At 71.6% G+C, this 13,005-nt stretch carries 10 protein-coding genes and 1 pseudogene; 7 read left to right on the top strand and 4 right to left on the bottom strand.

All coding sequences use genetic code 11. The features are described from left to right. Nucleotides 1-2: 2 nt before the first annotated feature. Together ACIO3R_RS21385 and ACIO3R_RS21380 are read right to left on the bottom strand one after the other, a co-directional pair. Entirely contained in the window at nucleotides 3-653 is a 651-nt protein-coding gene (locus tag ACIO3R_RS21385; RefSeq protein WP_385036664.1) for an ABC transporter permease, read from the bottom strand. Beyond that, complete coding sequence (locus ACIO3R_RS21380; RefSeq protein WP_385036666.1) at nucleotides 650-1,717, bottom strand: ABC transporter ATP-binding protein; 1,068 nt, start codon at nucleotides 1,715-1,717, stop codon at nucleotides 650-652. The genes ACIO3R_RS21385 and ACIO3R_RS21380 overlap by 4 nt, the downstream gene beginning before the upstream one ends. A 127-nt stretch (nucleotides 1,718-1,844) precedes the next feature. On the opposite strand from ACIO3R_RS21380, the gene ACIO3R_RS21375 reads away from it, so the two are divergent. The 3 genes from ACIO3R_RS21375 (at nucleotide 1,845) to ACIO3R_RS21365 (ending at nucleotide 6,878) form a co-directional block, all read left to right on the top strand. After that, nucleotides 1,845-3,404: an aromatic amino acid ammonia-lyase gene (locus tag ACIO3R_RS21375; protein WP_402107736.1), complete on the top strand. Its 1,560-nt coding sequence runs from the start codon at nucleotides 1,845-1,847 to the stop codon at nucleotides 3,402-3,404. 347 nt (nucleotides 3,405-3,751) lie between these two features. After that, nucleotides 3,752-5,278: a polysaccharide lyase family 1 protein gene (locus ACIO3R_RS21370; protein WP_402107734.1), complete on the top strand. Its 1,527-nt coding sequence runs from the start codon at nucleotides 3,752-3,754 to the stop codon at nucleotides 5,276-5,278. Between the two features lie 220 nt (nucleotides 5,279-5,498). Next, nucleotides 5,499-6,878, top strand: a complete 1,380-nt coding sequence (locus ACIO3R_RS21365; protein WP_385036672.1) for a TerD family protein — start codon at nucleotides 5,499-5,501, stop codon at nucleotides 6,876-6,878. Nucleotides 6,879-6,888: 10 nt separating this feature from the next. Here the strand turns inward: ACIO3R_RS21365 and ACIO3R_RS21360 are convergent, their stop codons facing one another. Next, complete coding sequence (locus tag ACIO3R_RS21360; protein ID WP_402107729.1) at nucleotides 6,889-8,061, bottom strand: glycosyltransferase; 1,173 nt, start codon at nucleotides 8,059-8,061, stop codon at nucleotides 6,889-6,891. A gap of 58 nt (nucleotides 8,062-8,119) precedes the next feature. On the opposite strand from ACIO3R_RS21360, the gene ACIO3R_RS21355 reads away from it, so the two are divergent. Further along, complete coding sequence (locus ACIO3R_RS21355; protein ID WP_385036676.1) at nucleotides 8,120-8,905, top strand: glutamate racemase; 786 nt, start codon at nucleotides 8,120-8,122, stop codon at nucleotides 8,903-8,905. A gap of 69 nt (nucleotides 8,906-8,974) precedes the next feature. Then, nucleotides 8,975-9,538 carry a hypothetical protein gene (locus ACIO3R_RS21350; protein ID WP_385036678.1) on the top strand — a complete coding sequence of 188 codons (564 nt, stop codon included), beginning with the start codon at nucleotides 8,975-8,977 and terminating at the stop codon, nucleotides 9,536-9,538. On the opposite strand, the pseudogene ACIO3R_RS21345 reads toward ACIO3R_RS21350, so the two are convergent. Further along, nucleotides 9,486-10,629 (bottom strand): annotated as a pseudogene (locus ACIO3R_RS21345) (O-antigen ligase family protein). The gene ACIO3R_RS21350 and the pseudogene ACIO3R_RS21345 sit on opposite strands and share 53 nt — an antisense overlap. A gap of 194 nt (nucleotides 10,630-10,823) precedes the next feature. On the opposite strand from ACIO3R_RS21345, the gene lnt reads away from it, so the two are divergent. Next, nucleotides 10,824-12,419 (top strand): apolipoprotein N-acyltransferase, encoded by a 1,596-nt coding sequence (lnt, locus tag ACIO3R_RS21340; protein WP_385035355.1) that lies wholly within the window; start codon nucleotides 10,824-10,826, stop codon nucleotides 12,417-12,419. Nucleotides 12,420-12,450: 31 nt separating this feature from the next. After that, nucleotides 12,451-12,930: an NUDIX domain-containing protein gene (locus ACIO3R_RS21335; protein WP_385035357.1), complete on the top strand. Its 480-nt coding sequence runs from the start codon at nucleotides 12,451-12,453 to the stop codon at nucleotides 12,928-12,930. Nucleotides 12,931-13,005: the final 75 nt, after the last annotated feature.

Raw genomic sequence — 13,005 nt, 5'->3', positions numbered from 1 at the left:
GCTCAGGCCCCCTGCTTCTGTCGACGGGTCCAGGGAGTCAGGACGTACTGGAGGGCGACGAGAGCCGCGTCCGCGACGAGCGCGAGGAGCAGGGTCAGGACGACGCCGACGATGACGGGGGTGGGGAAGTTGCGCTGGAACCCGTCCGTGAAGAGCTGACCGAGTCCGCCGTCGCCGATGTACGTGGCCACGGAGACGAGGGAGATGGCCATCACCGTCGCGATCCGCACGCCCGCCATGATCACGGGGAGGGCGAGGGGGAGTTCGACGGTGAGCAGGGTGCGCAGCGGCCGGGAGCCCATGGCCTTCGCGGCCTCCTTGGTCCTGGCGGGGACGGAGTCCAGGCCCTCGACGGTGTTCCGCAGGAGCACGACGAGCGTGTAGATCGTCAGGCCGATGACGGTGGTGGTGCGGGTGAGCCCGCTGACCGGCAGGAGGAGTACGAAGACGGCGATGGACGGGATGGTGAACAGGATGTTCGACAGCCCGAGGAGGAGTCCGCGCAGCCGGCGTACGCGGTGCGCGAGGACAGCCAGGGGGAGCGAGACGATCAGGCCGAGGAGTACGGCGGTGAGGGCGGCCTGGAGATGGGAGAGGGCCAGGGTGGTGAGATCGCCGGTGTGGTCGGATATCCACGACCAGTCGACGGTCATGCGGCCACCGTGCTCGCGTCGCTGTGGACGCGTCCCGCGTGGTCGTGGATGTCCTCGCGGGACGTCACACCCGTGAGGACGCCCTCCGCGTCGACGCGGGCGACCAGTCCGCTCGGCGCGGCGATCGACTCGTTGAGCGCCGAGAGGAGCGAGTCCGTGTCGCGCAGCGGCCGGACCGGGGCCTCCGCCTCGGTCTCGGTGTCGTGCCAGGCCAGCGGCTTGCGGGCGGCGTCGAGGGTCAGCTGCCAGCGGGTTCCCTTGGGAGCGGGCCCCTGGGTGACCTCCGCCAGCGCGGTCAGGGACAGCAGCTTCAGGCCGCGCTCCGCGCCGAGGAAGTCCGCGACGAACGCGTCCGCGGGCCGGGCCAGCAGTTCGGCGGGGCCCGCGCACTGGACGAGGTGGCCACCGGTGCGGAAGACGGCTATGCGGTCGCCGAGCCGGACGGCCTCGTCTATGTCGTGCGTGACGAAGACGATGGTCTTGTTCAACTCCCTCTGGAGGCGCAGGAGCTCGTCCTGCAGCTGGGTGCGCACCACGGGGTCGACGGCACCGAACGGCTCGTCCATCAGGAGCACCGGCGGGTCCGCGGCGAGCGCGCGGGCCACGCCGACCCGCTGCTGCTGGCCGCCGGAGAGCTGGTGCGGGTAGCGCTTCCCGGCGTCGGGGGAGAGGCCGACCGTCTCCAGGAGTTCCGCGGCCCGCGCCCGCGCCTTCCTGCGGCCCCAGCCGAGCAGCAGCGGCACGGTCGCGATGTTGTCGAGGACCGTGCGGTGGGGGAAGAGCCCGGACTGCTGGATCACGTAGCCGATGGAGCGGCGCAGCTCGGCGGCGTCCTGCTCCAGGACGTCCCTGCCGTTGACCCTGATGGTCCCTGAGGTCGGATCCACCATCCGGTTGATCATGCGGAGCGTCGTCGTCTTGCCGCAACCGGAAGATCCGACAAGGACGGTCACACCCCCTTCCGGCATCTCAAGGGAGAGGTCGTGCACCGCGGTCGTGCCGTTCGGGAAGCGCTTGTTGACCGTGTCGAATTGGATCATGTGGAGTCCCTTGCCCGGCTGCATATCATCATGCAGAGTTCTCGGTGTCTGAATAGATTGTCAATAGTCCGTCGTCTCTCGGGTGTGAATCCCTGGTGACGAGTGGTCGTAGGGCAAGACCGCGCTTCCGGTTGAGGAGGAATGACGAGTGATGTCGTCTCATATCGCGGACAGGGTGACGGGCGACAGCGACTCGGTTGTCGTCCTGAACGGCCGCGGACTGATGGTTGCAGATGTCGTACGCATGGCCGAATCCACCGCAAAACCCGTCCCGGGCGCGGACGGGATGAAGCGCGTGGAGACCTCGTGGCACGCCGCTCGGGAAATCGCCTCGTGGGGCCGTGTCTACGGGCGCTCCACCGGTGTGGGCGCCAACCGGAACGAGTCCGTGCCGACGGAGGAGGCCGCCGACCACGGTCTGCGGCTGCTGCGCAGCCACGCCGGGGCGATCGGCGCGGAACTGCCCGCACGGCAGGTCCGGGCCATGCTGGCGGTCCGCGCCAACCAGCTGCTCGCGGGAGGCGCCGGTCTGCGCCCGACCGTCGTCACGGCACTCTGCGAGGCCCTGGAGACGGGTGCCCACCCCAAGGTCAACGAATTCGGCTCGGTCGGCACCGGCGACATCGCCGCGCTCGCACAGATGGGCCTCGCGCTGGCCGGTGAACACCCCTGGCAGGGGCCCGGGGCGGCCCCCGATCCGCAGCCCCTGGACAACAACGACGCCCTGGCCCTGATCAGCAGCAACGCCCTGACCCTCGGTCAGTCCGCGCTCGCCCTGCACGAGCTGCGCGGCCTCATCGCGGCCACACAGGTGGTGGCGGCGCTGTCCCTGATGGCGACGGACGGTTCGTACGAGGCGTACGCGCTGCCCGTGCACGAGGCGCGGCGGCACGCCGGTTCGTACGCGGTCGCGGAGCGGATGCGGCTGCTGCTCGGCGCCCCCGACCGCCCCACGCCGCCGCTCGGCCGGATCCAGGACCCGTACGGCTTCCGCTGCGTGCCCCAGATCCACGGGCCCGCGCACGACGCGGCGGACGCCCTCGAAGACGTTCTCACGGTCGAGATCAACGCGGCGGCCGAGAACCCGCTGATCTCCGCGCAGGACATGGCGGCCTACCACCACGGGGGCTTCTACGCCGCTCAGCTCGCCCTGGCCCTCGATCACTTCAGGCTGGCGGTGACGCAGGTGGCGCGCCTGTCGACGTCGCGTCTGTCCACGCTGAACGAACCCGGCTTCACCCGGCTGCGGCCCTTCCTCGCGGACGGTGCGCCGGCGTCGTCGGGCGTGATGATCCTCGAGTACGCGGCCGGGGCTGCGCTCGGCGATCTGCGGGCCTTCTCCGCGCCCGCGTCCCTCGGCCATGCGGTGCTCTCGCGCGGTGTCGAGGAGCAGGCGAGCTTCGCCTCGCTCGCGTCCCGTCAGACGCTGCGGGCGTGCGAGGCGTACCGGCTCGTCGTGGGCTGCGAACTCGTGGCGGCGGTAAGGGCGTTGCGTCAGCGAGACATGCGGCTCGACCCGGGGCTGCCCGTCGGCCGGGCCTTCGGGCTGGCGGCTGCGGTGCTCGACGCGGATCCGGCCGACCGGCCGCTGACGGACGATGTGGCGGCGGCGGCCGGACTGCTCGACCGGTTCACCGAGCTGTGGCTGGAACTCGGGCCGGGGAGCGGAGCGGCCTTCGACGCCCAGGGTGTGGTGCGCCGGACGCCATGAGCGACCGCCCTCCGGCACTGAGGGCAAGGGTGTGGTGAAGGACCTGACAGCCGCCGTGCCGTCACGCGGCGTTTGGTGCAGTGGATGAAAGCGTTTGCTCTCGCCTGGCGATGCCGGCCCGCCGGATTTCGGGCACTCGGCCCGGCGTGCCGTCCTCGACCGGCTCGATCCGCATCGTCAACACCGTTGAGAGTGAGGTGTGTTGGCGTTCGGTCAAACAATTTCACAGACGTGCAGGAGTCTTGTCAGCCCAACTGAAGCGGCTCTAGGGTCTGCACCCAGAAAGCGCTTTCCGTTTTCAAGATCCTCGTTTCACCCGCAGTTCGAAGACGAATCGGGAGACGAAAATGAGACGACCAGTTGCACTGCGCCTCTCCGCGGCGGTGACCACGCTGGCCCTGGCGGCGGCGACAGGCGCGGTTCTGACGATGCCTGAGGCGTCGGCGGCGGCCGCCGGAGCCACCGGCTACGCCACCCAGAACGGCGGGACGACCGGCGGCGCGGGCGGGACGACGGTCCGGGCCACCACGGGAACGGCGATCCATGCCGCCCTGTGCGGCCGGGCCGACAGCAGCACCCCGATCACCATCGAGGTCGAGGGGACCATCAACCACGCGAACACCACCAAGGTGTCGGGTGACAGCTGCAACACCGCCGCCGGGGTGATCGAGCTGAAGCAGATCAGCAACGTCACGATCGTCGGTGTCGGCAACGGGGCCGTGTTCGACCAACTGGGTATCCACATACGTGAGTCCAGCAACATCATCATCCAGAACGTGACCGTCCGGAACGTCAAGAAATCCGGCTCACCCACATCCAACGGCGGCGACGCCATCGGCATGGAGAGCAACGTCCGCAACGTCTGGGTCGATCATTCCAGCCTGGAGGCCTCGGGCGGGGAGTCGGAAGGGTTCGACGGCCTCTTCGACATGAAGGCCAACACCCAGTACGTGACCCTGTCGTACAGCACCCTGCGCAACTCCGGCCGCGGCGGTCTGATCGGGTCCAGCGAGACCGAACTCTCCAACGGCTTCGTGACGTTCCACCACAACCTCTACGAGAACGTCGACTCCCGCACCCCGTTGCTGCGCGGCGGCATCTCCCACATCTACAACAACTACTACGTGAAGCTCAACAAGTCCGGTATCAACTCCCGGGCCGGGGCCCGCGCGAAGGTGGACAACAACTACTTCAAGGACTCCAAGGACGTCCTCGGCACCTTCTACACCGACGCGGCCGGATACTGGCAGGTCAGCGGCAACACATACGACAACGTGACGTGGTCCGCCCCCGGCAGCGAGAACAACCCCGCCGGCCCCGACCCGCAGTCCAACACCACGGTCAGCATCCCCTACGCCTACAGCCTCGACGACGCCGGCTGCGTGCCGGACATCGTGACGCAGACGGCAGGCGCCAACAAGGGGCTGAAGGTCTCGGACGGCAACTGCTCGCCGCAGACGCCGACCCCGGACCCGACCGACCCCACGCCGGACCCGACCCGGCCCAGTGGCACCAACCTCAGCATCGGCGCCGGTGCCGACGGCTCCGGCAAGGCCGCCGGGACGAGCTTCGGCAACGTGCGCGACGGTGACATGAGCACCTACTGGTCACCGGCCGGCTCGACCGGATCCGTCTCGGTCAAGTGGACCTCCGCCACCGCCGTCTCCGCGATCAGCATCCGGGAGGCGCCGGGTGCCGAGGGTGCTGTCGGATCCTGGAGGGTCGTCAACGGCGACACCGGCACCGTGCTGACCTCCGGCAGCGGTGCGGGAGTCATCACCTTCCCCCGGACCTCACTGCGCAAGATCACGTTCGAGATCACCGGCTCGGCCGGCACTCCGAAGATCGCCGAGTACGAGACCTACGCCGAGTAGCGGCAACGGCGCCGCGACCGCCACCGGCTCGCCCACGGTGGTGGGAACGGCGCCGCACCCCGTCACCCGCCGAGCGCCTCCACCTCCGCGTCCTGATCGTGCGGGGAGCGAGTCCACGGGGGTTACCGGCGAATGCCCGGACGCCTCCTGGTGCCGCTGTGGGTTCCGCGGCGAGAGAGCATTAGGTTGACCGGGAAAGGTCTCGGCAGCCGGACTCGTGATGGGGGCGAGCATGACCATGCTAAAAGGAACCAATGTCCCAGTGGCGGCACAGGCCGTGCGCGTCGAACTGGGGTGGCGCAGCGCCCCCGGGACACCGGACGTGGACGCCTCGGCGCTCCTTCTCCTCGGTTCCGGAAAGGTACGCAGCGACGCGGACTTCGTCTTCTACAACCAGCCGGCCCACGCATCCGGCGCGGTGCGCCACGAGGGCAAGCGAGTCAACGGCGGCGCGGCCACCGACAGCCTGACCGTCGACCTGACACGGGTGGAGCCCCTCATCGACCGCATCGTGGTGGCCGCCTCGGCGGACGGCGGCACGTTCGGCGGGGTGGCAGGACTGTACGTACGGATCACGGACACGGCGAACGGCTCCGAACTGGCCCGGTTCGACAGCACCGACGCCACGGTCGAGACCGCGTTCATCCTCGGTGAGCTCTACCGGCGCCAGGGATCCTGGAAATTCCGGGCCGTGGGCCAGGGATACGGGACCGGACTCGAAGGCCTCGCCACGGACTTCGGGATCTCCGTCGACGAACCGCAGCAGTCGCAGCAGTCGCTGCAACCACAGCAAGCGCAAAGGGCTCCTCAGCCCCAAACGCCCCCGCAACCCCAACAGCCCAACCCGGCGACCCGGGTCGCCTCGATGCCCCCGCCGCCGCAGCCGCCGCAGTATCCTCAGCCGGCCGCCGCCGCCCCGATGACGCCTCCCGCGCCCCCCGCACCGCCCGTCACCCAGCCCGTCCGGCTCACCAAGGTGACGCTCACCAAGGAAGCGCCGTCGGTCTCGCTCGCGAAGCAGGGCGGCACTTCGGGGTCCATGCGCGTCAACCTCAACTGGGAAGTGCGCAAGCAGTTCAAGGGGTGGGGCAGCAAGCTCGGCCGGGCCGTCGCGAACCACGCGGATCTCGACCTCGATCTCTGCGCCCTGTACGAGCTGACCGACGGCCGCAAGGGAGTGGTCCAGGCGCTGGGCAACGCCTTCGGCGCCCTTCAGCAGCCGCCCTACATCCACCTCGACGGCGACGACCGGACCGGCGCCGTCGCCTCCGGCGAGAACCTCACCATCAACCTCGACCAGAAGGCCAGGATCCGGCGGATCCTGATCTTCGTCACCATCTACGAAGGGGCCCGGAGTTTCGCCGATCTGCACGCCACGGTGACCCTTCAGCCCCAGCACGGCGCAGCGATCGATTTCTCGCTCGACGAGTGCACCGTCCCGTCCACGGTCTGCGCACTCGCCCTCATCAGCAACAACGGGGGCGACTTCACCGTGCAGCGAGAGGCCCACTACCTCGTGCCGCAGCGCGGAGTGAGCCCGCAGCGCACCATCGACCAGGCCTACGGCTGGGGTATGAACTGGACCCCCGGCCGCAAGTGAGCCCTGCCTCTCACTGGTCCGGTGCGGCCTCGGGACGGGCGTACGTACGCCCCTTCCAGGCCGCACCGCGGCCCCGGTAGTGCTGCACCGCCGAATCGACCGTCATCAGCAGGTACAGCAGTGCGGTGAACGGCAGCAGCGGCGCCAGCCACAGGGACTGCCGGTAGTAGCCGAGCATCGGCATGTACGTCCCGGCCATCACGACCCAGGCGACGCCCCCCGTCCAGGCCGCCACGGAATCGGGAGCCAGCAGTCCCGCCACGAGCGTCACCGGCGGCGCGAGGTAGACGAGTGCGAGCCCCAGCACCGTGCCGAGCAGCACCAGCGGGTTGTGCCGCAGCTGGGCGTACGCGCTCCGGGAGATCATCCGCCACAGATCGGTGAGGCACGGATAGGGGCGCACACTGTCCACCCGGTCGGCGAGCCCCAGCCAGATCCGGCCGCCACTGCCCTGCACCGCACGGGCGAGCGACACGTCGTCGATCACCGCCTGCCGGATCGACTCCGGCACCCGCGCCCGTACCGCGGCCTCGGTCCGCAGCAGTACGCAGCCGCCCGCGGCCGCGGCCGTCCGCGCCCCCGCCCGGTTCACCCACCGGAACGGGTAGAGCTGCGAGAAGAAGTACACGAAGGCCGGTACGACGAGCCGTTCCCAGGTGCTCTCCACCCGCAGCCGCGCCATCTGCGAGACCAGATCGAACCCGCCCGATTCGGCGGCCGCCACCAGCTCCCGCAGACTGTCCGGCTCGTGCGCGATGTCGGCATCCGTGAGCAGCAGGTACTCCGGGTCGCGGGCCCGTGCCAGCGCCATGCCGTGCTGGACGGCCCAGAGCTTGCCCGTCCAGCCGGGCCGGGGCTCCCCGGGCGACACCACGGTGACCGGCAGTCCTCCGTGCCGTACGGCCAGGGCGCGGGCGACGTCCCCGGTGCCGTCCTCGCTGCTGTCGTCGACCAGGAAGATCTCGGCCGATCCCGGATAGTCCTGCGTCAGCAGGGACGGCAGGCTCACCGGAAGCATGTCGGCCTCGTCACGTGCGGGGACGACGATCGCGACGGACGGCCAGCGCGCGGGGGCCTCGCGTTCCGGCAGCCGCTGGTCCGTCCGCCAGAAATAGCCCTGCCCCAGCAGCAGCCACACCCACGCGGCGAGGGAACCCACGGCGATCCAGACAATGGCGCTCATTGGCCGAAGTCTGCCCCACTGAGCCGGGACCGCAAGGGCTGTCGACTATGGTGACCGGGTGAAGATCGCGCTCATGGACTCCGGAATCGGCCTGCTCGCCGCCGCCGCCGCGGTACGCCGGCTGAGGCCGGACGCCGATCTGGTGCTCTCCTCGGACCCCGACAGCATGCCCTGGGGCCCCCGCACGCCCGAGGACCTGACGGCACGTGCGCTCGCGGTGGCGCGCGCCGCCGCCGCCCACCGTCCCGACGCGCTGATCGTCGCCTGCAACACCGCTTCCGTGCACGCGCTGGCGGCCCTGCGGGCGGAGCTCGAACCGGCCCTGCCGGTCATCGGCACGGTCCCCGCGATCAAGCCGGCCGCGGCCGGCGGCGGCCGGGTCGCGATCTGGGCCACCCCGGCGACCACGGGCAGTCCGTACCAGCGAGGGCTCATCAGGGACTTCGCCGGCTCCGCGGCCGTCACCGAGGTCCCCTGCCCCGGCCTCGCCGACGCCGTGCAGTGGGCCGACGAGGAGGGGATCGGCCGGGCCCTGGCCGCGGCCGCCGCGCTCACCCCGCCCGATGTCCAGGCCGTCGTGCTGGGCTGCACCCACTACGAGCTGGTCGCCGAGCGCATCCGCGACGCCGTGCGGCAGCCCGGCCGGCCCCCCGTGGTCCTCCACGGCTCCGCCGGAGCCGTCGCGGCCCAGGCGCTGCGCCGGATCGGGGCCGAACCCGCTCCGTCGGCCGAACCGGGCACCGGACTCGTCGTGCTCCTCGGCGGCCGGGTGTCGGAGCTGCCCGAGGCCGCTCTCACCTACCCGGAGGGGCATCGGCTCACGGCGGTCAGCCCCGCCCGCTGACCGTCCGGCGACCCGGCCGGAGCTGTCGGACCCGTTCCGCCGCGCGGTTTCTTCAGTACGCTGCTTGGCATGAGGGACCATCCCCGAGAACCGAGGCACACCGGTGCCGACTCCCACTCGGCGGTCTGGATCGGCCGGGCCACCAACCACACCCAGTGGGTGCTCGCCGCGGCGGGCGCCGCCTGTCTGGCGCTCGGCATCCAGCTCGCCGTCAGCTCCACCTGGACCTCCGGCATCGCACCGCTGCTGATGTCGGTGATCGGCTGCATGGCGGCCGGACTGCTGATGCTCTTCGGCACGCTCGCCTTCGTGAACGTGGCCGTCCGGGTCGACGGTGACGCCCTTGAGGTGCGGTGCGGCCACATAGGTCTGCCGCGCCGCCGGATCCTGCTCACCCATGTGGTGGGCGCGGAGTTCGCCCCCCGCGTCACCCCGCGCCAGTGGGGCGGCTGGGGCTACCGCTGGCGTCCCGAGCAGGGCACCGCCGTGGTCGTGCGACGCGGCGAGGGCCTGGTGCTCCGGCTCGGCGACGGCAGGACGTTCACGGTGACGGTGGACGACGCGGAGGCGGGCGTCCGGTTCATCCGTGAGCGGCTGCACCTGCCGGCCACGGGCGCCCCGGCCGGAGCCTGACCCACCGCGCCGAGGCCCCGGTCTGGGCCTCAGGGACCGTCCCCGCCCCGCGGCAGCCGCTCCGTCCCGGTGGCGGAGCCGGCCCGCCGTCCCCGATCGGCCGCCTGGCGGACGCCGGCCCGGCGAGCAGCCCGGCCCCGGCCGTCACCGGCGTGAAGCCGACCGCGTTGCCGGCACAGGCCGGCGCGGCCAGTGCGGTGAGCGCGGCACCGGCGGTCAGCAACCACCGGGGTGCCGCACGGCGAGCGCCACAGCACGTACAGCAGCCAGCCGAACGCGGCCCCAGCAGCAGTACCCCCACCAGCCCCTGCTCGGCCGCCTGCTGCAGCGGCGCCGAGTGCGGCTTGCCTTCGGAGCGGAGCGACTCCGTCCCGGTGGGGCTCAGCTCGGCGAAGCGGCCGGGGCCGATGCCGCGTACCGGGTGCTGCCCGTCCAGGTGCGCGGCGTCCGGCCACAGCCGTACTCGGTCGCGGGTGAGCCGGCCTTGCCGGGAGATCGTGAGCCCGTCGGGCAGTACGTCCTCGGCCACCGCCCAGGAGATGCCGACCACCAGGCCGGCGGCCAGGGCGAGACCGGGCAGCCGGCGGCGCGCCCTGGCCGCGGTCAGCGAGCAGAGCAGCACCCCCAGCGCCGCCGCGCGACCCGCCACCGAGCCGAGACCCAGGGTGGCGCAGGCCGCCCCCAGGGCCGGCAGCCGCAGAGTGAACCGCAGGGACTCCCGGCGGGCCGCGGCCGCCGCACAGCAGGCGGCTCCGGCCGCGAGTACCAGCAGCCCGGCGGCCGCCCCCCGTGCCACCGGGCGCGGTGTCCGCCGTGGCCGTGGCTCCTGGCATCCCGTCGCGCCGGACGAGTGCCATGACGAGAGCGGCCAGTGCGGCGACCGTCGTGGTGGCGACCGGCAGCAGCGTTCCGCGGACGCGCCCGCAGGCAAAGCCCGCCGCCACGGCGAGGAGAGCCGGCAGCACCCCCTCCGGCCGGGTCTCCCGGCCGGCCGCGCTGACCAGGGACCAGATCGCGCAGGCGGTGAGAATCACCGCTCCGGCAGCGTCGGACGTGTCGCCGCCCGGCCCTCGTGCTGCGGATGAAGTCACCACGTCCGTCCCCCGGCCTGTGACGGTCCCGTGCGCGACGGCCGGATCGGGCCGGTCGGCGGGGGACTGGCGCACAGATTGACGGCCCCGGCGGGCATATGCGCAGACGATGCGAAGATACGATTCGGCGGTACGGATTCCGCCACCGGGACAGCGCTGCCGGGTGCACAGCCGATGACCGTAGACTCCGCCGGGTGAGCACCACCATCGCCCCGGTCGGCGACCCGCAGCAGCCCGCCTCCCTCCCACGAGCCAGGCGCCTGCTGCCTCGGCTCGCCCGCCCCTGCGCAGCCCTGCTCTCCGGGCTGATGCTGTACGCGAGCTTCCCGCCCCGGCCCCTGTGGTGGCTGGTTCTGCCCGGGTTCGCGCTGCTCGGCTGGGTGCTGTTCGAACGCCGGCTCCGTGCCGCGTTCGGGCTCGGTCTGCTCGCCGGCCTCGGCTTCATGCTGCCGTTGCTGCACTGGACCGGAGAAGAGGTCGGCCCGGTGCCGTGGCTGGCGCTGGCCGCCGCAGAGGCACTGTTCATCGCGGTGGGCTGCATCGGCGTCTCCGCCGTGTCCCGGCTCGCCGGCTGGCCGTTCTGGGCGGCCGCGGTCTGGGCCCTGGACGAGGCGGTACGGGCCAGGGTGCCGTTCGGCGGCTTCCCCTGGGGCCGGATCGCCTTCGGCCAGGCGGACAGCGTGTTCCTGCCGCTCGCGGCGCTCGGCGGCACACCGCTGCTCTCCTTCGCCGTGGTGCTGTGCGGCTTCGGGCTCTTCGAGGCGGTCCGCCGGTTCCGTGTCCGCCGCTCCACGGGCGAACTGCCCCGGCTGGCCGCCGCGGTGACCGCGGCGGCCGTGCTGGTACCGGTCGCCGCGGCCCTCGCGTCGCTGCCACTGGTGGACGACTCCGCGGAGGACGGCACCGCGACCGTCGCCGCGATCCAGGGCAACGTGCCGCGGCTCGGCCTCGACTTCAACTCCCAGCGCCGGGCCGTCCTGGACAACCACGCGAACCGTACGGAGCAGCTCGCCCGGGACGTGAAGGCGGGCAAGGTGCCGCAGCCCGACTTCGTCCTGTGGCCGGAGAACTCCTCCGACCTCGACCCCTACCGCAACGCCGACGCGAAGATCGTGATCGACGACGCGGTCAAGGCGATCGGGGTGCCGACCGTCGTCGGCGCGGTGATCGAGCCCGACACCGGCGACCTGCGCAACACCCTCATCCAGTGGGACCCGGACAAGGGCCCGGTGGCCACGTACGACAAGCGCCATATCCAGCCGTTCGGCGAGTACATGCCGATGCGTTCCTTCGTGCGCCTGTTCAGCTCGGACGTGGACCGGGTGCAGCGCGACTTCGGACCGGGCAGGAAGGTCGGCGTCTTCGACCTCTCCGGCACCTACGTCGGGCTCGTCACCTGCTACGAGGCCGCGTTCGACGACGCCGTGCGCGACACGGTCGAGCACGGCGCCCAGATGATCGCCGTCCCCAGCAACAACGCCACCTTCGGCCGCAGCGAGATGACCTACCAGCAGCTGGCCATGTCCCGGGTGCGCGCGGTGGAGCACAGCCGGTCCGTCGTCGTCCCGGTCACCAGCGGCGTCAGCGCCGTCATCCGGCCGGACGGCACCGTCGTCCAGAAGACGAAGATGTTCACCCCGGACGCGCTGGTGGACGAGGTGCCGTTGCGGTCCTCGCTGACCCCCGCGACCCGGATGGGACCGCTGCCCGAAGCGGTGCTGTCCCTGCTCGCGGCCGTCGGCCTCGGCTGGGTGGCCACGCGGGCGGTGCGGGCGCGACGCACCCGCTGAGCGGCTCGGCACGCCACGTAGGGTCGGACCCATGGCAATTCCTGACTTCATCCGCGAGATCCGCGCCACGGCGGGTCAACAGTTGCTCCTGCTGCCCGGCGTCACCGCCATCGTCTTCGACGACGAGGGCAGAGTGCTGCTCGGACGGCGTGCGGACACCGGCAAATGGTCCGTCATCGGGGGCATTTCCGAACCGGGCGAGCAGCCGGCGGCGACAGCGGAGCGCGAGGTGTACGAGGAGACGGCGGTGCGCTGCGTGGCGGAGCGCGTGGTGCTGACCCAGGCACTGCCGCCCATACAGTACGAGAACGGCGACCGGTGCCAGTACCTGGACGTCACGTTCCGCTGCCGGGCCACCGGCGGCGAGGCCCGGGTCAACGACGACGAGTCGCTGGAGGTGGGCTGGTTCGGCGTCGACGCGCTGCCGCCGCTGGAGGAGTTCGCCCTCCTGCGCATCAAGCAGTCCCTGACGGACGGACCCACCTGGTTCGAGGCCACCGACCCGCACTGAACGTGACGGACCGGGCGGGGCCGCGCACGGCGTCCGCCCCGTCCGGAATCCCGTCCGGAGCAACGGAGGTTGCCG

It is taken from the genome of Streptomyces sp. NPDC087428 (assembly GCF_044744085.1).
Taxonomy (GTDB): domain Bacteria; phylum Actinomycetota; class Actinomycetes; order Streptomycetales; family Streptomycetaceae; genus Streptomyces.
The sequence above is the reverse complement of the archived record's forward strand: the minus strand, read 5'-3'. Positions and strand labels throughout refer to the sequence as shown.